At 57.7% G+C, this 24742-nt stretch carries 30 protein-coding genes and 3 pseudogenes; 7 read left to right on the top strand and 26 right to left on the bottom strand.

The annotated features are described in order from the left end of the window. Positions 1–17: 17 nt before the first annotated feature. The 8 genes from QP995_RS06010 to map all read right to left on the bottom strand — a co-directional run bounded on the left by QP995_RS06010 (position 18) and on the right by map (position 5818). The gene (locus QP995_RS06010) at positions 18–908 is read right to left on the bottom strand and encodes a tRNA pseudouridine synthase A (RefSeq protein WP_284853030.1); all 891 of its coding nucleotides are present in this window, start codon (positions 906–908) and stop codon (positions 18–20) included. Between the two features lie 293 nt (positions 909–1201). Further along, entirely contained in the window at positions 1202–1672 is a 471-nt protein-coding gene (gene rplQ / locus QP995_RS06005) for a 50S ribosomal protein L17 (protein ID WP_016422080.1), read from the bottom strand. A 37-nt stretch (positions 1673–1709) separates the two neighbouring features. Continuing rightward, positions 1710–2735, bottom strand: a complete 1026-nt coding sequence (locus QP995_RS06000) for a DNA-directed RNA polymerase subunit alpha (protein ID WP_016422079.1) — start codon at positions 2733–2735, stop codon at positions 1710–1712. 73 nt (positions 2736–2808) lie between these two features. Next, positions 2809–3414 (bottom strand): 30S ribosomal protein S4, encoded by a 606-nt coding sequence (gene rpsD, locus QP995_RS05995; RefSeq protein ID WP_005509964.1) that lies wholly within the window; start codon positions 3412–3414, stop codon positions 2809–2811. Positions 3415–3438: 24 nt separating this feature from the next. Further along, positions 3439–3843 (bottom strand): 30S ribosomal protein S11, encoded by a 405-nt coding sequence (rpsK, locus tag QP995_RS05990; RefSeq protein ID WP_016422078.1) that lies wholly within the window; start codon positions 3841–3843, stop codon positions 3439–3441. A 3-nt stretch (positions 3844–3846) separates the two neighbouring features. After that, the gene (rpsM, locus tag QP995_RS05985; protein WP_005509836.1) at positions 3847–4215 is read right to left on the bottom strand and encodes a 30S ribosomal protein S13; all 369 of its coding nucleotides are present in this window, start codon (positions 4213–4215) and stop codon (positions 3847–3849) included. Between the two features lie 296 nt (positions 4216–4511). Further along, the gene (gene infA / locus QP995_RS05980; RefSeq protein WP_016422077.1) at positions 4512–4733 is read right to left on the bottom strand and encodes a translation initiation factor IF-1; all 222 of its coding nucleotides are present in this window, start codon (positions 4731–4733) and stop codon (positions 4512–4514) included. 284 nt (positions 4734–5017) lie between these two features. Further along, a complete protein-coding gene (gene map / locus QP995_RS05975; RefSeq protein ID WP_049190406.1) occupies positions 5018–5818 on the bottom strand; it encodes a type I methionyl aminopeptidase in 801 nt (266 codons plus the stop codon). A 137-nt stretch (positions 5819–5955) separates the two neighbouring features. On the opposite strand from map, the gene QP995_RS05970 reads away from it, so the two are divergent. Continuing rightward, a complete protein-coding gene (locus QP995_RS05970; RefSeq protein ID WP_049190408.1) occupies positions 5956–6537 on the top strand; it encodes a hypothetical protein in 582 nt (193 codons plus the stop codon). Between the two features lie 167 nt (positions 6538–6704). Here QP995_RS05970 and QP995_RS05965 read toward each other — a convergent pair whose 3' ends face one another. Both QP995_RS05965 and secY read right to left on the bottom strand, forming a co-directional pair. Then, positions 6705–7256 (bottom strand): adenylate kinase, encoded by a 552-nt coding sequence (locus QP995_RS05965; RefSeq protein WP_005509947.1) that lies wholly within the window; start codon positions 7254–7256, stop codon positions 6705–6707. Continuing rightward, complete coding sequence (gene secY, locus QP995_RS05960) at positions 7256–8593, bottom strand: preprotein translocase subunit SecY (protein ID WP_048731466.1); 1338 nt, start codon at positions 8591–8593, stop codon at positions 7256–7258. Before secY ends, QP995_RS05965 begins: the two co-directional genes overlap by 1 nt. Before the next feature lie 349 nt (positions 8594–8942). On the opposite strand from secY, the pseudogene QP995_RS10920 reads away from it, so the two are divergent. Then, a pseudogene (locus tag QP995_RS10920) lies at positions 8943–9602 on the top strand (6-carboxyhexanoate--CoA ligase); the annotation flags it as partial. Positions 9603–9650: 48 nt separating this feature from the next. Further along, positions 9651–10802, top strand: a complete 1152-nt coding sequence (locus QP995_RS10915) for an aminotransferase class I/II-fold pyridoxal phosphate-dependent enzyme (RefSeq protein WP_502869797.1) — start codon at positions 9651–9653, stop codon at positions 10800–10802. A 102-nt stretch (positions 10803–10904) separates the two neighbouring features. Here the strand turns inward: QP995_RS10915 and rplO are convergent, their stop codons facing one another. The 10 genes from rplO to rplN all read right to left on the bottom strand — a co-directional run bounded on the left by rplO (position 10905) and on the right by rplN (position 16464). Further along, positions 10905–11351 carry a 50S ribosomal protein L15 gene (rplO, locus tag QP995_RS05950; RefSeq protein WP_016422071.1) on the bottom strand — a complete coding sequence of 149 codons (447 nt, stop codon included), beginning with the start codon at positions 11349–11351 and terminating at the stop codon, positions 10905–10907. Between the two features lie 7 nt (positions 11352–11358). Next, positions 11359–11544, bottom strand: a complete 186-nt coding sequence (rpmD, locus tag QP995_RS05945; RefSeq protein ID WP_070604493.1) for a 50S ribosomal protein L30 — start codon at positions 11542–11544, stop codon at positions 11359–11361. A gap of 5 nt (positions 11545–11549) precedes the next feature. Then, positions 11550–12167 carry a 30S ribosomal protein S5 gene (gene rpsE / locus QP995_RS05940; RefSeq protein WP_005510059.1) on the bottom strand — a complete coding sequence of 206 codons (618 nt, stop codon included), beginning with the start codon at positions 12165–12167 and terminating at the stop codon, positions 11550–11552. Between the two features lie 34 nt (positions 12168–12201). Then, positions 12202–12600: a 50S ribosomal protein L18 gene (gene rplR / locus QP995_RS05935; protein ID WP_005510009.1), complete on the bottom strand. Its 399-nt coding sequence runs from the start codon at positions 12598–12600 to the stop codon at positions 12202–12204. Beyond that, complete coding sequence (gene rplF, locus QP995_RS05930; RefSeq protein ID WP_005509895.1) at positions 12600–13136, bottom strand: 50S ribosomal protein L6; 537 nt, start codon at positions 13134–13136, stop codon at positions 12600–12602. The genes rplR and rplF overlap by 1 nt, the downstream gene beginning before the upstream one ends. A 15-nt stretch (positions 13137–13151) precedes the next feature. Continuing rightward, the gene (gene rpsH, locus QP995_RS05925; RefSeq protein ID WP_005509822.1) at positions 13152–13550 is read right to left on the bottom strand and encodes a 30S ribosomal protein S8; all 399 of its coding nucleotides are present in this window, start codon (positions 13548–13550) and stop codon (positions 13152–13154) included. A gap of 403 nt (positions 13551–13953) precedes the next feature. Beyond that, positions 13954–14841 carry a GDSL-type esterase/lipase family protein gene (locus QP995_RS05920; RefSeq protein WP_070827573.1) on the bottom strand — a complete coding sequence of 296 codons (888 nt, stop codon included), beginning with the start codon at positions 14839–14841 and terminating at the stop codon, positions 13954–13956. Positions 14842–15223: 382 nt separating this feature from the next. Then, the gene (gene rplE, locus QP995_RS05915) at positions 15224–15778 is read right to left on the bottom strand and encodes a 50S ribosomal protein L5 (RefSeq protein WP_005509901.1); all 555 of its coding nucleotides are present in this window, start codon (positions 15776–15778) and stop codon (positions 15224–15226) included. A 2-nt stretch (positions 15779–15780) separates the two neighbouring features. Further along, positions 15781–16095 (bottom strand): 50S ribosomal protein L24, encoded by a 315-nt coding sequence (gene rplX / locus QP995_RS05910; protein ID WP_005509963.1) that lies wholly within the window; start codon positions 16093–16095, stop codon positions 15781–15783. Further along, entirely contained in the window at positions 16096–16464 is a 369-nt protein-coding gene (gene rplN / locus QP995_RS05905; RefSeq protein ID WP_016422069.1) for a 50S ribosomal protein L14, read from the bottom strand. Between the two features lie 281 nt (positions 16465–16745). On the opposite strand from rplN, the gene QP995_RS05900 reads away from it, so the two are divergent. Both QP995_RS05900 and QP995_RS05895 read left to right on the top strand, forming a co-directional pair. Beyond that, positions 16746–17987: a multidrug effflux MFS transporter gene (locus QP995_RS05900; protein WP_042388406.1), complete on the top strand. Its 1242-nt coding sequence runs from the start codon at positions 16746–16748 to the stop codon at positions 17985–17987. A gap of 132 nt (positions 17988–18119) precedes the next feature. Further along, on the top strand, positions 18120–18836 hold the full coding sequence (locus QP995_RS05895; RefSeq protein WP_070546910.1) for a VIT1/CCC1 transporter family protein: 717 nt from the start codon (positions 18120–18122) through the stop codon (positions 18834–18836). Positions 18837–18880: 44 nt separating this feature from the next. Here the strand turns inward: QP995_RS05895 and QP995_RS05890 are convergent, their stop codons facing one another. The 3 genes and pseudogenes from QP995_RS05890 to QP995_RS05880 form a co-directional block, all read right to left on the bottom strand. After that, on the bottom strand, positions 18881–19708 hold the full coding sequence (locus tag QP995_RS05890; RefSeq protein ID WP_016422066.1) for a formate/nitrite transporter family protein: 828 nt from the start codon (positions 19706–19708) through the stop codon (positions 18881–18883). A 176-nt stretch (positions 19709–19884) separates the two neighbouring features. Then, a pseudogene (locus QP995_RS05885) lies at positions 19885–20427 on the bottom strand (PTS transporter subunit EIIC); the annotation flags it as partial. Continuing rightward, positions 20411–20797 (bottom strand): annotated as a pseudogene (locus QP995_RS05880) (glycoside hydrolase family 32 protein); the annotation flags it as partial. The pseudogenes QP995_RS05885 and QP995_RS05880, both read right to left, overlap by 17 nt. A 333-nt stretch (positions 20798–21130) precedes the next feature. Here QP995_RS05880 and QP995_RS05875 point away from each other — a divergent pair. Further along, positions 21131–21484, top strand: a complete 354-nt coding sequence (locus QP995_RS05875) for a type IIL restriction-modification enzyme MmeI (protein ID WP_016423158.1) — start codon at positions 21131–21133, stop codon at positions 21482–21484. Between the two features lie 70 nt (positions 21485–21554). On the opposite strand, the gene erm is transcribed toward QP995_RS05875, so the two are convergent. After that, complete coding sequence (erm, locus tag QP995_RS05870; RefSeq protein WP_049172293.1) at positions 21555–22409, bottom strand: 23S ribosomal RNA methyltransferase Erm; 855 nt, start codon at positions 22407–22409, stop codon at positions 21555–21557. A 349-nt stretch (positions 22410–22758) separates the two neighbouring features. Beyond that, positions 22759–22992 (bottom strand): recombinase family protein, encoded by a 234-nt coding sequence (locus QP995_RS05865; RefSeq protein WP_224784272.1) that lies wholly within the window; start codon positions 22990–22992, stop codon positions 22759–22761. Positions 22993–23161: 169 nt separating this feature from the next. Here QP995_RS05865 and QP995_RS05860 point away from each other — a divergent pair, with 169 nt between their 5' ends. Further along, entirely contained in the window at positions 23162–24058 is an 897-nt protein-coding gene (locus QP995_RS05860) for a carbohydrate kinase family protein (RefSeq protein ID WP_070604479.1), read from the top strand. Between the two features lie 20 nt (positions 24059–24078). Here QP995_RS05860 and QP995_RS05855 read toward each other — a convergent pair whose 3' ends face one another. Beyond that, positions 24079–24738: a class I SAM-dependent methyltransferase gene (locus QP995_RS05855; protein WP_083324599.1), complete on the bottom strand. Its 660-nt coding sequence runs from the start codon at positions 24736–24738 to the stop codon at positions 24079–24081. Positions 24739–24742: the final 4 nt, after the last annotated feature.

Genomic DNA, 24742 nt, shown 5'->3' with positions numbered 1-24742 from the left:
ACCGAGAGCTTGTACATTTAAGCCTCGTCCCCATCTGTCCGGGCATCACGACGCTCGCGGGTCTGCTCCGCCCTGGCCGCCAAATCAGCATCGCCGGGGTAATCAACACCTACCAGGCTGAGCCCACGCGCCTCTGCCACCGGGACCAACGGGGAACGCTTCCCTTCACTCAACAACTGTTCAGTGAATCCAACCGCACGTCGCCCCTCACCGACACTAAGGCAGGCCCCAACCAGTGAGCGCACCATAGACCAGCAGAACGCGTCGGCAGTCACATGGGCCTCGTACAGCTCTGGTTCTTCCCGCGTAGATACGTCGAACCACTGGAACCGCTGTAGATCTCTAGTGGTCGTCGCATGTGGCTTGTGTCGACAAAAAGCGGCAAAGTCATTGAGCCCCAGTAGGGCATCAGCCGCCACCTGCATGCGGTTGATGTCCACTGACCGCCGCCAGTGGGCCGTATCGCGAGCACGGGTAGGAAGCGGGCCACTGACGCAACTAGTGACGCGATAGACATAGTGCCGACGTAACGCGGAAAAGCGGGCATCGAAACCCGGGGGCGCAAACGAGGTGCCCCGAAGCGTCACGTCCGCGGGCAATAGTCGCGCTACACGACGAACCAAATTACTCGGGTCCCCTGCGATAGAACGTGTGTCTAAACAGGAGACAGGAACATCTGCGTGAGCCACCTGCCCGGAGGCATGAACACCGGCATCTGTACGACCGGCCACAGTCAGTTGCACGGGAGTGCGCAACACCTTCTCCAAAGTGGATTCCAACGTCGCCTGCACAGTCCGCACCGGTTCTCCCGTTGGCTTATCGCGCTGAGAAGCCCAACCGTGGAAATCTGTCCCGTCATAGGCAATGTCAAAACGCAACCGAACCAGGTCGGAGTCGGTGCTCCCCATAGCGGCACGATCGGGAGAATCGCACGGGGTATCCGGAGTCGTTGGAGTAAGTGATGTCACGGTTAACAGATTGTAGCCGGGACCCCGGATTAGATAATCAGCAGTTTCCACCGCAGGGTCTCCGTATTGCTCTCAATGTTGGTGCGTAATCCGTCGGTGTAACCGGAGGCAGAACTGGAGTCGGGCGCTATGCACCGTCGTCAAGCACAAAGAACCCCCGGAAGAGCGTTCAGATATGAACTGCTCAACGGGGGTTCAAAGCTGTGACGGTCAGAAGCCGTCAGCGAGGGGAATTACTCCTCCTCTGCAGCCTCAGCCTCAGTAGCCTCAGCCTCTTCGGCCTTTGCCTCTTCAGCCTGCTTGGAAGCAGCAGCGCGAGTTGCGCGAGTTGCCTCAGCAGTTGCGGTCTCTTCCTCAACCAGAGCAATCAGAGAGATCGGGGCATTGTCGCCCTTGCGGTTACCCAGCTTGATGATGCGGGTGTAGCCGCCGTCGCGATCAGCGAACTGCGGACCAATCTCGTCGAACAGCTTCTTAACTGCGTAGTTGTCGTTAAGCAGCTTTGCAACGTTGCGGCGATCTGCGAGAGTGCCGCGCTTTGCCTTGGTGATCAGCTTCTCAACGTACGGACGCAGCAGCTTGGCCTTGGTGTCGGTGGTCTTAATCTTGCCGTGCTCGATGAGCTGCTTCGCGAGGTTGGCCAGAATCTTCTTCTGGTGCGAAGCGGAGCCGCCGAGACGGGAACCCTGCTTAGGGGTAGGCATAGGTATCTCCTCGTTTTAATGAAGTCGCGTCGGTGAACTACTCGTCGTAGCCAGCGCTTGCGCCATCAGTCCAGTCAGCGTCATCGCCCGAGGCAGCGTCCAAATCAGCGACAGCAGCCGGGTCGAAGTTGTTCGGGGAATCCTTCAGAGCGAGGCCAAGCTCAGCGAGCTTCTCCTTGACCTCATTGATGGACTTGTCACCGAAGTTGCGGATATCCAGCAGATCCGACTCGGTACGAGCAGCGAGCTCACCGACAGTGTGGATCTCCTCACGCTTGAGGCAGTTGTAGGAGCGCATAGAGAAGTCCAGATCCTCAATCGGAGTCTGGTACGCAGCGACATCCTCAGCCTCGCGCGGGCTCGGGCCAATCTCGATGCCCTCAGCAGCCTCGTTCAGCTCACGTGCCAGACCGAACAGCTCAACCAGAGTCTTGCCTGCCGACGCCATCGCGTCGCGGGCGGTGATCGAGTTCTTGGTCTCGACATCGATGATCAGCTTGTCAAAGTCGGTGCGCTGCTCAACACGAGTAGCCTCCACCTTGTAGCTGACCTTCAGAACTGGCGAGTAAATCTGGTCCATCGGAATGCGGCCGATTTCGCCACCGGAGTTCGGGGTCGCCGGCACGTAGCCACGACCACGCTCAACGATCATCTCAATATCCAAGCGACCGGAATCATTGAGAGTAGCGATGTGGTGGTCCGGGTTATGAATCTCCACACCTGCTGGGCACTCAATGTCTGCAGCGGTCACCGCGCCTGCACCTTCGCGACGCAGGTAAACGGTAGCCGGCTCATCGAACTCGCTCGAGAGCACCAGACCCTTGATGTTCAGGATGATATCGGAGACATCTTCCTTCACGCCCGGGATAGTGGTGAACTCGTGCAGCACACCGTCAATGCGGATGCTGGTGACTGCAGCGCCCGGAATGGACGACAGCAACGTACGACGAAGGGAGTTACCGAGGGTGTAACCGAAACCCGGCTCCAGCGGCTCGATAACGAACCGGGAGCGAGAGGAATCAATGTAGTCCTCAGTCAGCGTTGGGCGCTGGGAAATGAGCATTTTCGAAAATCCTCCAGGTGGCGACCGCTATATGACGCCATAGGGAATGAATGGATGCAAGCGAAGTTGGTTATTACTTCGAGTAGAACTCGACGATCAGCTGTTCCTGAAGCGGAATGTCGATCTGTGCGCGTTCCGGGGTCTGGTGCACGAGGATGCGCAGGGACTCAGGAACAACCTGAAGCCATGCCGGGACGACAGCGTCGACCAGGTTCTCCTGTGCCTCTTCGAACCAAATCATCTTCTGCGACTTCGGGCGCACGTCGATGATGTCGTACTGGCTTACCTGGAAGGACGGCACGTTGATCTTCTTACCGTTAACGGTGAAGTGGCCGTGGGAAACCAGCTGACGAGCCTGGCGACGGGTACGAGCCAGACCAGCGCGGTAGACAACGTTGTCGAGACGCGACTCCAGCAGGACGACGAGGTTATCGCCAGTCTTGCCCGGACGACGGTGAGCCTCGGCGTAGTAGCGACGGAACTGCTTCTCCATCACGCCGTAGGTGAAACGTGCCTTCTGCTTCTCCTGGAGCTGGAGCAGGTACTCCGACTCCTTGATACGAGCGCGGCCAGCCTGCCCCGGAGGGTAGGGACGACGCTCAAAGTTCATGTCGCCACCGACGAGGTCGACGCGGAGACGACGGGACTTACGGGTTGCGGGACCGGTATAACGGGCCATTTCTGTTCTCTCCTTACCCTATTCCTAGACGCGACGACGCTTCGGCGGACGGCAGCCGTTGTGCGGCTGAGGGGTCACATCCGAGATCGAGGACACCTCAAGGCCAGCGGCCTGGAGGGAACGGATGGCGGTTTCGCGGCCCGAACCCGGACCCTTAACGAAAACGTCAACCTTCTTCATACCGTGCTCCATGGCCTTACGAGCAGCGTTCTCGGCGGCCATCTGAGCAGCGAACGGAGTGGACTTACGAGAGCCCTTGAAACCGACGTGACCAGAGGAGGCCCACGAGATAACAGCGCCCTTCGGGTCCGTGATGGACACGATGGTGTTGTTGAAGGTGGACTTGATGTATGCGTGGCCCTGAGCCACGTTCTTCTTTACAACGCGACGGCCGGTACGACGGCCGCGTGCGGACTTCGGAGCTGCCATGTTTTACTTCTTCTTTCCGGCGATCGTCTTCTTCGGACCCTTACGCGTACGAGCGTTGGTCTTGGTGCGCTGACCACGGACTGGCAGGCCACGACGGTGGCGCAGACCCTGGTAGGAACCAATCTCAATCTTGCGGCGGATATCAGCCTGAACCTGGCGGCGGAGGTCACCCTCGACCTTCCAGGTAGCTTCAATCACGTCACGCAGCGCAGCAACCTGCTCATCGGTGAGAGCGTCGGTGCGCAGATCCGGAGAGATGCCGGTCTTCTCCAGCAGCTCATTGGCACGGGCGGGGCCGATGCCATAGATGTAGGTAAGAGCGACCTCCATACGCTTGTTGCGTGGCAGGTCAACTCCAGCAAGGCGTGCCATACGGCAATTTCCTTCCGGTTGATGCGGTGGTTTACTCCACTGCCATCCTTCCCAGACCCGGCTTACTCGGTCGGACGCCGAGTCGCGCAGGTGTTATAGAAAGGCTCCAGCCACCGTTGCCGGAGGTATTCTCGCTTACTTCTGTGGAAAAGCTTTCATAAAGAACCACCGCGCCGAACTGCTGAGACACTAGGTCTCAACATCACGCGGCCGTCACCAGAAGCAGCTAGGACGGTGGAGTTTCTGTCTAGTTAGTAAATAAGCCCATAACCACTACCAACAGTGGTCAGGTCGATTTACTTGTAGCGGTAGACGATTCGCCCACGCTCGAGATCGTACGGAGAAAGCTCCACTACGACTCGGTCTTCCGGGAGAATACGGATGTAGTGCTGGCGCATCTTGCCACTGATATGGGCGAGCACCTTGTGCCCGTTGTCCAGCTCCACTCGGAACATCGCGTTCGGCAAGGGCTCGACGACGCGACCCTCAACCTCAATTGCGCCTTCCTTTTTAGCCATGTCCTCCACGTCTCTCTGGCGGATACCCGGGACAATCCCGGCACCAGTTGGGAAATCTCTACTCTGCCTGGTGTTTTAGCAGTTCCGTGCAGGGATAATCATCACTGCAGCGACACTGCGCCCACACCATCGCCCAACTTTACACGCGACCTGCGTTTTTACCAAATACGACCACTATGGGACCGCCTGCAAGCGATGGCAGGCGGACTCTCTCCCCGCGTTCAGAATACATCGCAGCTTTTATAGCAACATTCTGACCTTTCGCGTGGCCCCTCCCGCACTAGTTATTCATATCGAGGAGTCAAAATACGGGGGCCGTCCGCTGTGGCGGCAACTGTGTGCTCCCAATGGGAGGCCGGCATTCTATCGGCGCTGACGACCGTCCAGCCGTCGTCAAGCTCATCACTACCCCACTCGCCGCCGAGAATGAGCATCGGTTCAATGGCCAATACGGAGCCTTCGACGATGCGGGGTCCCTTTCCTGCTTTGCCTTCGTTGGGAAGGAAGGGATCCATGTGCATCTCGCGCCCAATGCCGTGCCCGCCGTATCCATCGACGATGCCGAGTTCAATATCGTGGCGCAGTTCAGCCTCACGGGTCGCCATTTCAAGCGCATACGAAATATCGGTGAGGCGAGCGCCCGGCACCATGGCCTTAATACCTTCGGCGAGGACCTCTGATGTTGCAATGTTCAGTTTTTCGACATCGTCACTCAGCTTTCCGACGCCGAAAGTAAGTGCCGAATCGCCGTGCCAGCCATCCAGGATTGCGCCACAGTCAATTGAGACTAAATCACCATCGGCGAGAACCGTAGACGAAGACGGAATGCCGTGGACAATCACTTCGTTCACTGATGCGCAGACAGATGCCGGGAAGCCTTCATAGCCAAGGAAGGACGGCGTTGCGCCAGCATCGATAATGACCTGGTGCGCAATCTCATTGAGATCTGCCGTGGTGACCCCTGGCTTAGCGGCATCTCGGCAGGCTAGCAATGCACGACCGACGATCTCGCCGGCCGCTTGCATCGCATCCAATTCTCCCTCGGTGCGGGCAGGAACTACTTTGCGGCGGCGTCGAAAACTCATCACGCTGGTTGAGTCTACTCTGCCCCAGAAGGGAACCACCGGCTAGCTGTACCCCGCCACCTACGAGGGCGCCGCTCGGATCGCTGCCACTTCCGAGAAATTTACACCCAAAGATGAGCTGCCCTACGATAACTGGCATGCATTCACTGTTGAAGTCCGCGCAGACTGCGGGCGTTGTTATTGCTGCCAGCTCGCTTTTCCTGATTAGCGCATGCTCAAGCAACCCCGAACCGTCGCCAGCGCCGACTGTCCCCTCCACTTCCCCTGCCACGGAATCGCCGGAGGCCCCTGGAAGCACCTCGGGTTTCATGGGCGCCTCTGCACTGCCTGAGTCGATCCAAAACTTCACACCTGATGCAATTAAGGAGGCGATTGGCAGCTGCGTCGAGTCGGATGACTCTAAACCCGTCATTTTTGGCAGCGAGAGCGTGCATGGCTTCACCTGCGTAATGGCAGTTGGCGACGGTGGCACCGCAATGCTCAGTACGGCCGAGGACCCGGCCACTGTCGAGCGCATTAACGAAAAGGCTGAGTCCGTCGAAAACTACGCACCATACGAGCTACCCGGCAAGCACGCATTTAGCGGTATCAACAAGGGGTCCCCTTTCGTAATGGTTATCGACGAGGATAACCGCATCTACCAAGAGTTCGTTTTCGCGAATATTGGCGCCGAGGCCGCACAACCGCTTATCGACGAAATCATTCAGGACTTCCAGTAGCCCTCACTATCGGCTGCCCCCGCCCCACCCCAGCCACACACAAAAGCCGCCCTTCCAAACCTCAACGGTTCGAAAGGGCGGCTTCAACAACCATCTACAACCGGCAAACCCATCGGCCCCAGCCAGCGAAAAAGCTAGAGCGTCTAGTTACCCGGTGTGCCAGGAGCCTAGTTCAGCTTCTCCAGCTCAGCCATCGTGCGCTCGTTAATCTCCTCAACGGATCCCTCAGCGGCAATCTTGATGATCTTCTCCGAGTAGTAATCCAGCAAAGGAGCGGTCTCATTGGTGTACACATGCATGCGGTTGCGGATGACCTCTTCAGTGTCGTCTGCGCGACCACGGGCCAGCATGCGCTCGACGACGACATCCTCAGAAACGTCGAACTGTACGACCGCATCCAGCTCAGTGCCGAGGTTGGACAGCAGACGCTTCAGCTCTTCTGCCTGACCAACAGTGCGTGGGAAGCCATCCAACAGGAACCCCTTGGCAGCGTCGTCCTCATTCAGACGGGACTCGACCATACGCACAGTCACGTCGTCCGGAACAAGGTTGCCGGCGTCGATGTAGGACTTCGCCTCAATGCCGAGCGGAGTGCCTTCACCGATGTTTGCGCGAAACAGGTCACCGGTGGAGATGTGCGGGACACCGAGCTTCTCCGAGAGGATAGCTGCCTGAGTGCCCTTGCCTGCACCGGGAGGACCTACAAGTACGAGTCGCATTACTTCAAGAACCCTTCGTAGTTACGTTGCATCATTTGGCTTTCAACCTGCTTGACCGTCGTCAGCGCAACACTGACCAGAATCAGCAGGGCTGTACCTCCAAACATACCGCCTGTACCGGAGTTCGCGTCGCCAAGCCCCATATCAAGAGCGACATTTGGCAGAACAGCAATCAGCGCCAGGTACAGCGAGCCGACAGTCAGCAGGCGAATCAGGACGTAGGACAGGTATTCAGCAGTCGGACGTCCCGGGCGGAAGCCCGGAATGAATCCACCGTATTTCTTCATGTTCTCCGCCTGCTCGTGCGGGTCGTACTGCACGGAGGTGTAGAAGAAGGAGAAGAAGATGATCATCAGGAAGAACAGCAGAATGTACTGCCAACTGGACGGCGCCAGCAGGTACTGAATGACATTGCGCTGCCACCAGTTGTCCATGTTCGGATTCGACTGACCGGACTGAACAATCTGGGTAATCAGAACCGGCACGTAAATCAGAGAGGACGCGAAGATGACAGGGATAACACCGGCCTGGTTCACCTTCAGCGGCAGGTAGGTGGAAGATCCGCCGTACTGGCGACGACCAACCATGCGCTTTGCGTACTGCACCGGAATACGGCGCTGTCCCTGCTCAATGAAAATAACGCCGATGATGAGAATCAGCACGGCAACAATCACGGTGGCGAACACGACACCGGTGGTGGAGCGCAGAATGTTCGCTCCCTGCGCCGGCATACCAGCGGCGATACCGGAGAAAATCAGCAGCGACATACCGTTGCCGACGCCTCGGTCAGTGATGAGCTCACCCATCCACATGACCAGCACGGCACCGGAGGTCATCACAACGACCATCACCACGAGGTCAAAGACACCCGCATCCTTAACCAGCAGCGACTGCGAGCCACCCAGCAGGGCACCTCGGTCTGCCATGGCCACAATGCCTGCAGACTGCAGCAACGCCAACGCCACTGTGAGGTAGCGGGTGTACTGGGTCATCTTTGTCTGACCCGACTGCCCTTCCTTCTTCAACTGCTCGAAGTGTGGAATCACCACCGTGAGCAGCTGGACGATAATCGAGGCCGTAATGTACGGCATAATGCCGATGCCGAAAATCGCCATCTGCAGCAGAGCGCCACCTGAGAACAGGTTAATCAGCGAGTAAACGCTGGACTGATCTTTCGAAATCTGCTCGAGCTGCGCGTTGACCAACTGGTAGTCGATACCAGGGGTTGGAATCTGCGAGCCGATTCGGTACAGAATGATCATCGTCAGAGTGAAGAAGATCTTCTTACGCAAATCGGGATCGCGCAACGCCGCAATGAGACCGGAAGCCACGTGCATCCTCCCGAGGTCAAGAAATCCGCTTCTCCCACGCTTTTCCCGAAAGACTTACCCGCTTATCCGCCAGTAGTCTCCCGTTTTAGTTAAGCAACGCGGATGACGTATTCCTCAAACCTTTAATTGACAGTATTTGACGTAGTGAGTCTACCAGCGTTTCTCCACATCGTCGCAATACACCTCCATATCACCGTTAGTACAGCGCCCCGCCAATCACCTCTTTTCGCTTGACGACGATCCCAGCGCCCCCTCCCCTCTGAGCCCACGCCCCCTCACTGTGCCTCACCCAATTTTCCCAGACAAAACTTGAACAGTGTTAAAGTTTTGCTCTGTGAGTACCTACAGCATCCGCATGCGATCCAGCGCCGATGGCTGCCATATCTCTGGCGCTGAGCGTCTTGCACCGGCCGTCGAACTACCTCAGCTGGCTTCTGCAATGACTAGCCGTGCACTTCACCACGACAAGGGTCGAGCCGACACAATTCACATCACTGTGGACAAGGTTGAAGAGTCGACTATCGGCACCGTGTCCGCGTTGACTCCCTTTCTAGAGTCGAACCCCAGCCCTGAGGACGCACGCAATCTCATTGCTCAACGCCTACACGCTGCAGGCATACAAGCAGCCGACATCGCCGTCGAAATGGCCTATTCACTCACAGGTCTCCGCGGTGCCGCTCTCATCGATGCCTCCTCCGGTGAACGGCTCGACCCAAATCCTGCCCGTGGTGTACGGGTTTCCACTTTTGATGCCATCTCGCACCCCAGTAAGGACTGCACCAAGGATCATTTTCACGAGGCGCTCATCCTCGCATCTAAGGTTCACAGCGCCCCGGGTATCGTCGCAGAAATCTGCCTCTCCGATGACCCCTTTTACACGCGAGGATATCTGGCGCTGGACGGAGTCTTTCACCGTATCCCCAATATCAAGGACCACGGCAGCACTCTTGGTACTCGCATCTTCATCGTTGAACCCGGCACCGATATCCCCGAGCTAATCGATTACCTGGAGAACGCGCCGGTCTACGTCGAGCTCCCAGCTGACGCCAGTTCCTCGCCGGACGTGACCGCCCCCAACAGCGACCTCTCAGCAATCGCCGCCCAAAGGAACTCGGCCTGGGCCGCTGAAGGGCTTGCCCGCACACTGCGCACTTTCGAAACCGGACAACTGCCACACAGCCGAATTGACGGAACCGACTATCTACTGTTTTCTTCTTCGGACTACCTCGGCCTGTCCACGCACCCTGAACTCATCTCAGCTGCCACCGAGGCAATTGGACATTTCGGCACCGGGTCCGGCGGCTCTCGCCTGACCACCGGCACTAGCATCCACAGCGCACTTGAGAATGAACTGGCGCAGTTCTTCGGTTTCGACGATGCCGTTCTCTTTGCGACTGGCTACCAGGCGAACCACTCAACCATCGCCGCCATTGCCACCGCCGATGTTGAAATCTTCTCCGATGCCGCCAACCATGCTTCCATCATCGACGGTTGCCGCAATGCCCGAGCTAAAGTCACGGTCTTTCCGCACGCTGGCTACCAGGCACTCGACCGTCTCCTCGAAACATCGAGCGCTCGCCACAAGCTTGTCATCTCCGACACAGTGTTCTCCATGTCAGGCGAAGTCATCGACGGCCCCGCACTCGAGCGCACCTGTCGCCGTCACAACGCATGGCTGATGCTTGACGACGCCCACGGCGTCGGCGTTATCGGAGAACAAGGTCGTGGCACTGCATCGCACCTGGGCATGCGCCCGGACATTGTGGTCGGCACCGCGAGCAAGGCTCTCGGTGTCGAAGGAGGATACGTTCTCTGCTCCCCACCAGTTGGCGAACTGCTACGCAATCAAGCCCGTAGCTTCGTGTACTCAACGTCGATGAACCCAGGTTCCGTCGCAGCTATCCGCGCCGCGTTGAAGCAGTTGGAGGCTGGGGACGTCGTCAAGCGATTGCAGCGTAATATTGCGCGCGTCCGCTCCCTGGTTGACGCAAAGTCAGACCCCGCATCTGCAATCATCCCACTGCCCGTTGGCGACGAAGCCGAAGCGATGGACGCCTCAGCACGGTTGGCGGAGCTCGACGTGTACATACCTGCGATTCGCTACCCGACGGTTCCCCGTGGTGAGGCAATGTTGCGTTTGACCATTACAGCGCTCCATACGGACGCTGACATCGACCGACTGGAGCAGGCTCTGCGCAACACCGGCCTGCTGTAAGCGGGCGGTTTGCGCTGCCCTCCCCTCCCCTTTCCTCCCCTCAATACAAAAAGAGCTCTTAACCACTTGGGTTAAGAGCTCTTTTGTTAAAGCTTAAATGCTTTAGGCCTCAGTGACAGAGCCGCCTGCAGCCTCGATCTTGGACTTTGCGGAGCCCGAGAACTTGGTTGCGGTGACGTTGACGGAGACGTTGATGTCGCCGTCGCCGAGGACCTTCACCGGCTGGTTAGCGCGGACAGCGCCCTTTGCAACCAGGTCGGCGATGGTGACGTCGCCACCGTTCGGGAACAGCCGCTCCAGATCCGAAACGTTGACCACCTGGAAGGTGACCTTCGCCGGGTTCTTGAAGCCCTTCAACTTCGGCAGACGCATGTGAAGTGGCATCTGGCCACCCTCGAATGCTGCCGAAACCTGCTTGCGGGCCTTGGTGCCCTTGGTGCCGCGACCAGCGGTCTTACCCTTGGAAGCCTCACCACGGCCGACGCGAGTCTTCTTCTTCTTAGCGCCCGGAGCCGGGGCCAAGTCGTGGAGCTTAATTGGTTCGCTCATGGTTTACCTACTCCCCCGCTACTTCTTCAACCTCGACCAGGTGACGCACAACGTTCACGAGACCGCGCACAGCCGGAGTATCCGGGCGAACGACGGAACCGTTGATGCGCTTCAGGCCGAGAGTGCGCAGCGAATCCTTCTGGTTCTGCTTGGTACCAGCGGTACCACGGACCTGGGTAATCTTCAGTGCCATGGAAATCACGCTCCCTGACCTGCGCGTGCGCGCAGCATACGTGCTGGGGTGACCTCTTCGAGGGACTTGCCACGACGTGCGGCAACCTCTTCAGGGCGAACCAGCTGCTTGAGAGCATCAACGGTTGCGTGAACAACGTTGATGGAGTTGTTGGTACCCAGCGACTTGGACAGAACATCCTGAACACCGGCGCACTCGAGAACCGGGCGGACAGCGCCGCCGGCAATCAGACCGGTACCCGGAGCAGCCGGGCGCAGCAGAACGATGCCAGCAGCGGTCTCACCCTGAACCGGGTGGGTAATGGTGCCAGCAATCATCGGGACGCGGAAGAAGTTCTTACGAGCCTCTTCAGCACCCTTCTGGATAGCTGCCGGTACTTCCTTGGCCTTGCCGTAGCCGACGCCGACCATGCCCTCGCCGTCACCGACGATGACCAGAGCGGTGAAGCTGAAGCGACGACCACCCTTGACGACCTTGGAAACTCGGTTGATAGTTACTACGCGCTCGATGTACTGCGAACGCTCGTCCTGCTGGCGACGGTCGTTACCGCGGCCACCACGACGGTTGTTGTTCTTGTTGTCAGCGGAGTTACGTCCGCCTTCGCGCTTATCGCGTTCCGACATCACGCATTCCTTCCGTTGGACTTGTAAGTGCGCATTAGAACTTCAGACCACCTTCACGGGCAGCCTCGGCCAGAGCAGCAACGCGGCCGTGGTACTGGTAGCCACCGCGGTCGAAAACGACCTTCTCGATGCCAGCATCCTTAGCGCGAGCAGCAATCAACTCGCCGACCTTGGCGCTCTTGGCCTTCTTGTCGCCCTCGAAGCCACGGAGATCTGCGTCCAGAGTGGAAGCAGCTGCCAGGGTACGACCGATGGAGTCGTCGATAACCTGAGCGGTGATGTGGCGGGAAGAGCGGTGCACGACGAGGCGCGGTGCCTCGGAGGTGCCGCGGACGTTCTTGCGCAAGCGTGCGTGACGGCGGGCACGGGCGACACGACGACGAGTCGAGATGTCCTTGCCTACCGGGAGGCGCTTTTCGTTGGTGTTGCTCATTACTTACCCGTCTTTCCGATCTTGCGACGGATCTGCTCGCCATCGTAACGAATGCCCTTGCCCTTGTAAGGATCATCCTTACGCAGACGACGGATGTTAGCTGCGAGCTGTCCGACCTGCTGCTTATCAATACCTGTGATCGACAGCTTGGTGGTGCCGTCGACGTCGAAGGTGATGCCTTCCGGTGCTTCGATCAGGACTGGGTGCGAGTAGCCCAGGGAGAACTCGAGGTCCTTGCCCTTCTTGGCGACACGGTAACCGACACCGAAGATTTCCATCTTGATGGTGTAGCCCTCGGTCACACCGACAACCATATTGTTAATCAGCGAACGGGACAGGCCGTGCAGGGAGCGGCTCTTGCGGTGGTCATCCGGGCGGTTGACCACAATCTCATTGTCCTTCAGCTCAACAGTAATTGGAGCCGGGATAGAGACAGACAGCTCGCCCTTCGGGCCCTTGACGGAAACGTCCTGGCCATTGACCTGGGCAGTAACGTTTGCCGGGACAACGACAGGGTTCTTACCAATACGAGACATTGTGTAGTTCCCCCTTTACCAGACGTAAGCGAGGACTTCCCCGCCAACCTTCTTCTCGTAAGCCTGACGGTCAGTCAGCAGGCCCTGAGACGTGGAGATGATAGCCACGCCCAGGCCGCCGAGGACCTTCGGCAGGTTAGTGGACTTTGCGTAAACACGCAGACCCGGCTTGGAGACGCGACGCACGCCAGCGATCGAACGCTCGCGGGACGGACCGTACTTCAGGTTCAGGGTCAGGGTCTTGCCGACCTTGGCATCCTCGACTGCGTAGTCCGCAATGTAACCCTCAGACTTGAGAATCTCGGCGATGTTAGCCTTCAGCTTGGACGACGGCATCGAGACAGAGTCGTGGTACGCGTTGTTAGCGTTGCGCACGCGCGACAGCATGTCGGCGATTGGGTCAGTCATGGTCATGGTTAGTGACCGCTTCCTTTCTCGCTGCGGTTCCTTCCCACCTCGTGGCTAACTCCAATGACCGCGCAAACAGCAACTGTCACACGGCAAAAGCTTAAGTTGGAGCGATTTCCAATATCGTGATTCCGGCGATTTAAGGGCTACTGTTCGCCAACTCGGTTCAATAGCCGAGTCAGCTCGCCACCCAGGTGACGCCAGAGACGATGCGAGGCGAGGGGCCTACAGCAAAGTTCTTACATTTTTACTGCCGCACCTCTTATAGAGGGCAGACCTGGTGATACTAACAAATACAGGCCGAAATGCAAAAACGCCGCAGACGGACGTTAGTCCGCTCGCGGCGTGAAGCCCCACCAATTAACAGTGGAACTCAATTCCTAGCCGACATGGCGCCGGCTAGAGGAGATTAGTAGAGCTGGTCGGCGATGATGTTACCCATTGCCTTTTCACCAGCCACCGTCGGGTGGTTGGTCATCGGACCCATCACCGGGTCTGCGAAACCGGCGACGAAGCGCTCATCCGGGTTCGGGTTGCAGGTACCGTGGCCGAGGGTTGCCTCGTAGACGTCAATGAAGCCGGCACCTACGTGGTGAGATGCGGAGCGAATGCTGTCACGGAATGCACCCTGGATCTCGCTGGCACCCGGTGCCGGGATCGGGAAGGTCTGGTTCGGGGTGTTCACCAGGCACAGCTGGTCATCAGTGGCGTACTCAGGGTACGACGCCAGGACGACCTGAGCGCCCGGGGCAACCTGGTGGACGCGGTCAGTGAACTGACGCAGCGTCTGCTTGAACGCGGAAGGAGCCTGCGGATCCGGCTTTGCGACAAGCTCGCCTGCCACGTCAACCCACTGGACCCAGTCCATGCCGCCGTACATCAGGACAACCTTCTCGGTGCCCTCTCCGATGTCGCCGTACTGGATGGAAGCCTCCAGGTATGCGAGGAGCTGACCCGGGAAGCCGCCAAGACCGTTACAGGACCAGTCACCCAGGGACTTGTTCAGCTTCGTAGCTGCGATCTTCGGCCAGTTTTCCATGTCGGTAGCGCAGTTGGCGACCAGTACGTTCTGCCCCGGCGCCAGGCCACGCGGGCCACCCTTACCGGCATTAGCGGTGAAGGAGTCACCGAAGGTGACGATCTGCTTGACGCCCTTCGGGCCGGTGTCGCCGAGACCCGGAATCGGAATGTTCGGCATTTCCGGCTGTGCGTTGGCGGCACCTGCACCCAAGCTCAGACCCAGAGCCGCAACAGTTGCAATAGCAGCCGAGCGGACGGCCACGGAGAAGTTCTTCATGTAGTTAATCCCTTTGCGTTTTAACTTAAGGACCGCACTGTGTAGAACCACTGGCTCAATCACACAGAGGCTGAAGTCACTTAAGTCTTGCCCAAATTGATAACGACCACAATGCATTTTGGCGGCCGTCACTATGACGAATGGCAGTTTACAACGAAATCATCACAAACGCCTAACTTTCAACTGAGAAACCTTGTGGCTTTACTAATTTTCAACCCCCAAAAAGGGTCACCTTTCACACCAGTAACACTGGTAACTTCTACGCAGGCCCCGCACAGCAACCTCACTCCCCCACGAACATAAGCACCTAACAGAGCAGCAAAAAGCCCCGGAGGCCGAGCGGCATCCGGGGCTTCAGGCAAAAGCTACCGAAGAGGCAAAACTACTTCTTGAACGGGAAGCCCAGCTCGCGCAGCAGCGCGCGGCCTTCCTCGTTGTTGGTAGCGGTGGTCACGACGGTGATGTCCATACCGCGCGGGCGGTCGATCTTGTCAACGTCGATCTCGTAGAACATGGTCTGCTCAGACAGGCCGAAGGTGTAGTTACCGTGACCATCGAACTGCTGATCAGACAGACCGCGGAAGTCGCGGATTCGCGGCAGAGCCACGGTCAGCAGACGATCCAGGAACTCCCACATACGGTCGCCACGCAGGGTGACGCGAGCGCCGATGGCGTCGCCTTCACGAAGCTTGAAGTTAGCGATCGACTTGCGAGCACGACGGGTCTCTGGCTTCTGACCGGTAATCAGAGTCAGGTCGTTGATAGCACCGTTGATCTGCTTCTTGTCCTGAGCAGCAGCGCCGACGCCCATGTTGACGACGACCTTGGTGACGCCCGGAATCTGCATGACGTTCTCGTAGGAGAACTCTTCCTGCATCTTGCCGCGAATCTCATCGCGGTAACGGGCCTTCAGACGAGGGGTGTAATTTTCGCTCATGCTTAGATGTCCTTCCCGGTACGGCGGGAGATGCGAACCTTCTTGCCGTCCTCATCGAAGCGGTAACCGACGCGAGTCGGGGTACCATCTTCGTCGACCAGCATGACGTTCGACACGTGAATCGGAGCTTCCTGAGTGACAATGCCACCCGAGGATGCACCGCGCTCCGCAGCGGAGTTTGCAACGTGCTTCTTGATACGGTTAACGCCCTCGACCAGGACCTTGTCGCGCTTCGGGTAGGCCTCGATGACCTTGCCCTGAGCACCCTTGTCCGGACCGGAGATAACCAGCACGGTATCGCCCTTACGGATCTTCACTTAAATCACCTCCGGTGCGAGCGAGACAATCTTCATGAACTTCTTGTCGCGCAGCTCACGCGCGACCGGGCCGAAAATACGGGTGCCCTTCGGCTCACCGTCAGCCTTGATGATGACAGCTGCATTCTCGTCGAACGAGATGTAGGAGCCATCCGGACGACGGGTCTCCTTCTTCGCACGGACGATAACTGCCTTAACAATTTCGCCTGCCTTGACGTTGCCGCCCGGAGTAGCTTCCTTGACAGTTGCGACAATGGTGTCGCCAATGCCAGCGAAGCGTCGGGTCGAGCCACCGAGAACGCGGATGCACAGAATTTCACGTGCACCAGTGTTGTCGGCAACGCGCAGACGGGATTCCTGCTGAATCACTGCGTTTCTCCTGACCTGGTTGCATTGTGCGTCAGATTTCCGTCCTAAACGCACGCGGTCTTTATGTCTTGCGTTTACGCTTTACGACGGAAGCACCTGCTAGAGGTAGCTTTCCTATCGCTTTGACCTCGTGCTTACTACGGTTCTAGACCGTTGAGAGCAGCACGCAGTCGCTTCGCGCAACCTGTGTATTATGGCACGTTCGTGCGGGACAACAAAATCCCTTAGTTTCATGCCCCCAACATGGTTTATGCCTTGTGCGGCAACCCTATACTGAGACAGTGACAAATCAACATTCCGGGAGCGCTCAGACACAGCCAGCACAGACGCTGCCGGTATCGCTACTTGCCGGCTTGGCCTTATTATCCGCCGCCGCCCCGTTCGGCGCAGATACATATCTGGCATCCTTCGTGGAGATTGCACGCGAGTTCTCCACGACCGAGTCGATGGTTCAGCTCACGCTGACAACCTTCATGATTGGCATGGCTGCTGGACAGCTCGTCATTGGCGCTCTCTCCGATAGTTTGGGCCGCAAGAAGCTGCTTCTCATTGCGACTTTGGTGTTCTTGGGCTCGTCAATCCTCTGTGCAGTAGCACCGAATATTGGCACGCTTATTGCAATGCGCCTGTTCCAGGGGTTAGCTGGTGGCTCCACAGTTGTTCTGGCTCGTTCTGTAGTACCAGACCTCTTGACGGGCAAGGCATCAGCGAGAGCTTTCTCCACGCTGATGGGCATTTCCTCCATCGCCCCGGCAATCGCTCCCCTTGTGGGCGGTTTTCTAGGCCCCGCATTCGGCTGGCGCAGCGTGTTCTGGTTTCTCGCAGCCATCAACGTCGCGATGGTCGCGATTGTGATCCTGATGGTTCCGGAAACCCTGCCGCCTGAGCGACGCTCCACAGGCGCTCTGCGCAATCTCCTGCCCAATATTGGCAGGCTGCTGCGGCGGCCAGTATTTGTCGGCTACTTGTTGGCTTTCGCTGGTGGCTTCTCGGTGATGTTTTCCTATATCGCTGCGTCACCCTTTATCTTCCAGGAGCTGCTGGGGCTCACCCCTACTCAGTTTTCTCTCGTGTTCGCATCCAATGCAGCGATGTTGACATTTGTGTCAATCCTCAACGGCAAGATGATCAACCGGCTTCATCCCCGCAAAGGCATTTTAGTTGCCCTTACGGTCATGCTCGTGACGTCGATAGGCCTGATTATTAATGCCCTCGTCGGGATTACCTTCTTCACTACTTGGCTGTTGCTGTTCATTACGGTACCGATGATGCCGCTAATCTTCGCCAATGCCACGGCACTCGGAATTGAGGAGGTTCGAGATATCGGAATTGGCTCAGGTTCCGGTCTCATGGGCTTCACACAGTTCCTCGCGGCCGCCACGGTTTCCCCGTTGGTGGGGCTTGGTTCCAATCTTCCCCTCTCGATGGCTATTTCGATGTTGACCTGTGCATTGATTGCACTGACCGCGGTGTTGACATTGACGCGCGCCGACCTCCACAAACGCTCACACCGACTTCCATAAGAGCTACGCGCGCGAGAGGACTCCCCGCGTTTCACTTCACTGGTTGAGAATGTGCCCGAATCGGCATTAAATCGATGGTGAGGCCTCGTACCACCCGTAGGCATGGGGCTGACATGGGAGAAAGGTCCTGCCATGACCACGCACACACATCCTCATGAACCACATAAGGCATCTGAGACGGCGAAACTCAACTGGCTTCGCGCCGGAGTCCTCGGAGCCAACGACGGTATCGTCTCCACTGCTCTAATCTTGCTCAGCGTGATTGCAGCAGGTTCCTCTCGCGAAGCCATTCTGACTGCTGGCGCCGCGGCCGTTATCGCTGGGGCTATCTCGATGGCCCTGGGTGAATACGTCTCGGTTTCAACCCAGCGCGATACTGAGCGGGCACTGATTGCCAAAGAAAAGGCCGAGCTTAAGAACTTTCCAGATGAAGAGCATAAAGAGCTCGTGGGCATTCTCTCTGGCTACGGCATCCCAGAACATATCGCCGAAGATGCTGCCCACGGCATCGCACAAAGCGATCCGCTGGCGGCTCACCTAAAGCTGGAATTGGGCATTGACGGTGAGGAACTTACCAACCCCTGGGCCGCTGCCGGTTCTTCGGCACTGTCGTTCCTACTCGGCGCCATCCTGCCGATGATTGCGGCACTGGTTTTCACCGGCCCCACTTCTGGCGCAATCGCAGTGACTGTTGTCACCATGGTGACTCTGGCTCTAACCGGCTACATCAGCGCCAAGCTCAGCTCCACGCACTCCGGCAAGGCTGCTCTGCGCCTGGTAATTGGTGGTGCGCTCGGTTTGATTGTGTCCTACTTCGTCGGTCTGCTCTTCGGGCAGGCTGTCGGATAGACCGTCAGATAGGTGCCCGGTTAGGGCGCGGCGAAGCTCAAAACCTAGTCAACATAGCTGGTCTTCGTCTGGTTCAACCAGGCGTAGACCGCGCCGATCCCAAGGCCACCACCTACGAAGTTACCTAGCCACACGGCCACCCAGTTAACAGTAATGTGCAGACCATCGAAGCCTGTAGGATGCGGATCAGCGAAAAAGGCCAAGGAAAACAACGAGAAGTTCGCAATCACGTGCTCGAGTCCGAGCCCGACGAACACTGCAATGATCGGCAGAATCACAGCGAACTTCGAAATGATTTCTTTGGCTTGTAGCGCACCTAAGACAGCCATGTTGACCACGAAATTCGCACCCATCGCCTCAACGAAGGCACCGAAGAACGGCTTGGCCAGCTTCCCCTCAGTCAAGGTGGAAATCAGATGTGTGTCATCAATCCCACCGAGCTTGGCGCTCTGGCTGAGCACCAGCGCCACAATCGCCGCACCGATGAAGTTGTAGAACGTAGCGACGGCCACCATTCGAAAGGCAACTCCCCACGCCATGCGCCCGCGTGCGGCGGACCAGGACACAAACATCATGCTGCCGGTCGCAAGCTCTGCACCGAGCACCACAATGGCGAACAGCCCAAGCCCGAATAGGCACGCAAAGACCAGTCCCCCAGTCCCCGGCGCGACGCCCTCTGCCACTTGACCAGCGACCGCAGCGAAGGCCGTTCCGAGCGTCAGGTACATACCCGCCAGGACCGCTCGCACGGCAAATCGTCCGTAGTCCTGCGTCAACAGTTCCTGTTTCTTGTCGCCAGCCGTATCCAGCGTTTCGTATAGCGTCACCGCCGAAGCCTTTCCCTGCGTGCCGTTAATTGCAGTTATTCGCATAAAAGAATATCGACAGGCTGACGCGGAATCGCAACCGCTTTACGACGGTCACAGCGCCCTACCCCCCTTAGGCGCTGCAACCAGGAACTGCGATTCACCGTCGAAGAGAGGCAGATTTACTTCTTCTCTGCGGTAACAGCAGGTTTCGCAGCAGTTTCTGACTTCGGCTCGTCCTTCATGGTTGAGGCAATGGCCGAGGCACCCATACCGATGTAGAACGGCCAGCGCAAACGTAGGTTCACACCGAAGATGGCCGGCTCGGTAATACCGAATAGCGCCGACATACCGGAGGCGCCAGCCAGACCTTTAAGCTTCTCACTCTTGGCCAGGAAGTACACTGCCAGCGCGGCACCACCTTGGGCAATATTGGCCATCGATGCCGTCGCGAAAATGAACGAGCCGCCCTGGTCCCACAGCATGTACTCGATTGGTGGGAAGGACTGGTGCAGGCCAGTAATGACAATTGGCGAGTAAACCAAGCCGAACAAGAAGCCGCCCACAGGTCCCGCGAATTCGTACAGATTTGCAAGACCAATACCCAGCCATTCACCTGCAGTGCGCAGTACTGGACCAATGGCGGCAAAGGTGATGAAACCAGTGATGAGCAACGTCAACAGTGGTGTCAGCATGAAGTCGACAGTGCCCTTGAGACGCTTATGGAAGAACTTCTCAATCGTTGCGAGAATCCATGAGATAACCAGAATCGGCAAGATGAATCCCACCCTCTGGGGCGGAGGCGTCAAGCGCGCGCACCCGATTCTGCGACGGAATGCGGCGCCCGTCTGCCTTCAGATTGCCGGTATAGAAGAGCCACACATCATCGCCATCTACAACCGCGCTGCCCGAATAACAACCATGCTTGTCATAGGGCATGCCTGGATACAGCGCATCGGGGTGATGACGCCACCGCTCGGCTGTCGTGAGCGACGCGGACGCATGCCCCCACCCAGTTCTCTTCGGCGCATGTGAAAAGCATGGATCATGCTGGTAGAACACATGCAGTGTCTCGCCGTCCACGAAGAGGCCATTCGGGTCATTCAGTCGGCCCTGTGGCGGTGACAGATGGTAATTCGACGGAGTGTCGTCGATAAATAACCATTTGATGCGCGCGTGCGGAATTAACAACGAAATACCGCTAAAACAGACAACATATGGGGTGCACAGAAACACATATAAGTTCTGCGGAAAACCTATAGGGTGCGTCGCTAAAAACCGCTGTGCGCGAAAAACATAAAGGGTTTACGGACCCGGTCCCAGACCCCTCAATACTCTGAGCCGGAAGAATGGAAAGTGGAAGGTTGATGTATCCCCACTATTTATTTTTTCCGTTTTTCGGAGTACATCGGGAGCTACAACTGCGGACCAGCTCTGTGTGAACTAGATGAGAAGGCGCAGCAGCGAATCATCGACGCTGGACAGTTGGTGCTGCGGGCACGCGAGCGGCACCCCCAGCGGTCACTCGCGGAGCACTACAACCCGTTATCGATGGACCCAATTCTGCTCAAGGCTCACAACAACTTGGACCGGGAAGTCGATAAGGCTTTCGATGTGGCACGCAAACTCACCAACGAGCGCCAGCGCCAGGAGCTACTGTTCGCCAGCTACGGGGAGTTGGCGAGGGGCTATGTCTCCTCGCTTTCATCAAAATCGAAACCACCAGCAGGGTCGTTCCCCGTGCGGGTGATTTTGATCGGTCCCGCTGCTGGGTGTAGAACCCTGTCGCTGGCAACGCCGGGAACTATGACTGTGCCCGACGAGAACACGTCACTGCCATAACGCGGCTCACGGTAGACGAACATGGGTCGTTCACTACTACTGGTGGATTTCGGTTTTGGTGGTGGGGGGATTACCGCCGCCGGCCTCGATTTTTCCGTTGAGGAGGGCGTTGACTACTTCCCGATTGTGAAATGGGCCGATGGCGCGGTGAAGAGGAACCAGTCACCTGGAAGAGATCGATCCAGTCGCTGGTGTGCAATCTGGGAGGTAGGGTTGCGGGGTCGATTCCTCGCGAGCGCAACCATGATTGTGTCTCTGAACGTGATGAAAACAACCCTGCCCTTCGGAGAATTTCCCCTATCCCGCGTCCCCGGGCGGTGAAAACGGTGTGCACCATCGCCTGAAAGGCTTTGCGTTGCTCTATCGGGATCTTCGGGTCACCCACCCGGCGGATCACTAAGATCCCCCCGTCAACGTTTGGCTGTGGCCGGAAAGCAAACCTTGGTACTCGGGAACCAAGGTGAAACGTGAACCATGGGGACCACTGAGCTGTCATCATCGTGCTTGCACCTACCCCGGCCCGGCGGCGAGCGACTTCCCACTGCATGAGGAGTACAGCGTCAGTCCATGCCGGCGCATGCAACAACTTTCGAAGAATGGCAGTGGTGAGGTGAAAGGGAATGTTTCCCACAATGACGCAGGGAGTGGCGGGTAACGGGAAGTTGAGGAAATCATCATGGACCACTTCGACCGACGCCGAGGCGGTCTTTTTTGTGAGTTTGGCAGCTAGTTTTGCGTCTACCTCAACTGCCGTTATTGCCCTCCCCAAGTGGGATATCGGGTGGGTGAGGGCACCGCTTCCTGGCCCGATCTCAATGATGGGGCCGGAGGTTTGTTTTACAAGATCGACGATGGAGTTGATGATCTTGTGGTCTGTGAGAAAATTTTGGCCATGTTCGTGACGGCCGTATCCGTATGTAGACATCAGGTGTGCTCCGTGGAGTTGAAACGGAGCCGGGCATGGCAAATGGCCGCCCGGCTAAAGGACCGGAGCGGTTTCTAACCTGCGGGAGGGAGAAAACCGCCTTAGCGGCTGGTGAGCGGCCGCATGAAAACGGAACCTGAAATCAACATGGGCCTATCGTATCCAATTAATTTCGCAGGGTCCAATACGGTGAGAAAGAAGACAACCGCACCGCAACAGTGCAAGACCTCTCTGGATTGGAATTTGTCCTACCTTCGGCTCGTCGTACAGACGCCACTGGCGTATTTTGTCTCTGGGCAACGAGGGGGAGTTACCCCCACCTCCGGATGTTTTTAAGGTGCACCCCTTATTACGCTGTGGTGCGGGAGTAGTTTTGTCCGACTGATCGGACTACCCACCGACGTGGGGCGGGTAGTTCGAGGTCCCAGCAGATGATCGCGTCGATTTCGCCGCGTTCAAAGGATGCCACCATGGCGTCGTAGTCGGGGCGAGCCACATTCTTCTTTGACGCGGAAATGGACTGATCGACGTAGTTATGTCCTATGTCCAACGTCCAAGCCACGCTGCTTTGCAATGGCTTCACAGTCCTGACGCTGCCGGTCGATGGTGAGGCCATCCACGTCAGCGTCTCGCGAGATACGAAGGTAAATAGGAGCGCGTGTTGCCAAACGCTTTTAATAAGGCCCTTAGCTAACATTGAACTTAAAACCCGACCGATAGGTCATACCCCTCCCCCCGATATTATTGAAGTCATGGCTATTTGTGTTTGCGGCGAAGGTCTGGTTGACCTCGTTCCGGTATCTCCTGGCAGCCTCAATAACCACGTGCCGGCGCTAGGCGGAGGCCCCTACAACGTCGCGGTTACGGCCTCTCGCCTCGGTGCGGATGTTATTTTCCAGTCCCGCCTGTCCACAGATGGTTTCGGAAATGAGCTGGTCAAGCACTTGGAAAACGAAGGGGTCGACACCTCTTACGTTCAGCGTGGCCCAGAGCCGACCATTCTGGCGGTAACCACCATCCACGACGATCGCTCTGCAACGTACACCTTTTACACCGACGGCACGGCCACCCCGTTGGTGGAGCCGAAGCACATCGATGCGAATATCGCATGCTTCGGCACCCTGTCACTGGCGCTAGAACCAGGTGCCAGCCGGTACGCGGAATTGCTCAAACAGTTCGCGGCCAATGGCACCCTGGTCGCTTTGGATCCAAATATTCGCCCCATTTACGCAACGGATGCACACCGCGAATTCCTCATGAGCTTGCTCCCCTACGTCAATTTGTTGAAGCTCTCGGACGAGGAAGTCGAGTTCCTTGGCGAAGAGGCGCTGACTAAAGTTCCGGCCGCCGTCATCACCCGAGGTGGCGATGGGCTCACTTTGCTTGCCGACGGAAACCGCATCGATGTCCCAGCCGTCAACGCGAATGTCGTTGACACCATCGGTGCTGGGGACACAATTATGGGCGCACTTTTGGCGCAAATTGAGGAACGAGGTCTGACGGCAGCTGACCTGACTTCCGTATCACCAGATCAGTGGCGCGAGATTCTGCACTATGCGGCCGCCGCGGCTGCCATCACTGTGTCCCGCAAGGGAGCGCAGCCGCCGACGAAAACCGAAGTCGAAGAACTCCTGGCTAAAGATTCCTAGTCCGCGCTGCTTAGCCCGCTCTATTTAGCTCGCTCAAGCACTGCAACCAGGAACTGAGACTCTTTGTCAAAGGGACGAAGATCCCACGTGGAATAACGCTGAATCACGGTGAGCCCAGCCTCCTGCGCAGTGGTTTCAAAATCGGCAAAGTCCCAACCACGGCCAGCGCCGAAGCCGATAATGGCACGACCGCTCTCCGGATTCAGCACCTCCGCGAAGCCCTGCAGTACCTTCGCGCGGTCTTCTGCCGCTACGAAAGTCAGCACATTGCCGGGGCAAATGATGACGTCGAAGGCGGATGCCGTGTCATCGTGGGGTGTGTTCTCCAGCCCGTCGTCAAGCACGTGCGGCAGCTGCGCCAAGTCCCCTACCAACCACGTCGCGTCCGGGAACTGTCGCTTTGCCTCGTCGATGAGATAGGGGTCGACGTCGACACCGACGACTCGATGACTAGCCTTCGCCAGGTAACCGCCGACGCGCCCCTGCCCACAGCCGGCATCCAGGATTCGAGCGTGGCGTGGCACCATTGCATCCACCAACCGAGCCTCGCCGTCAATATCGCGGCCCTCGCGCACGAATCCCCGCCAGCGGTTGACGTAGCGGCGGGAATGCTGCGGATCGGCGGCGATAATTTCTTTCCAAGTGCGGTGATTGTGGGTGCCATTGCTCATGGCCACCATTATG

The sequence above is a fragment of the Corynebacterium sp. MSK032 genome (assembly GCF_030232065.1).
Taxonomy (GTDB): domain Bacteria; phylum Actinomycetota; class Actinomycetes; order Mycobacteriales; family Mycobacteriaceae; genus Corynebacterium; species Corynebacterium jeikeium_D.
Note: the sequence above shows the minus strand (reverse complement) of the source record. Positions and strands in the feature narration are given on the sequence as shown.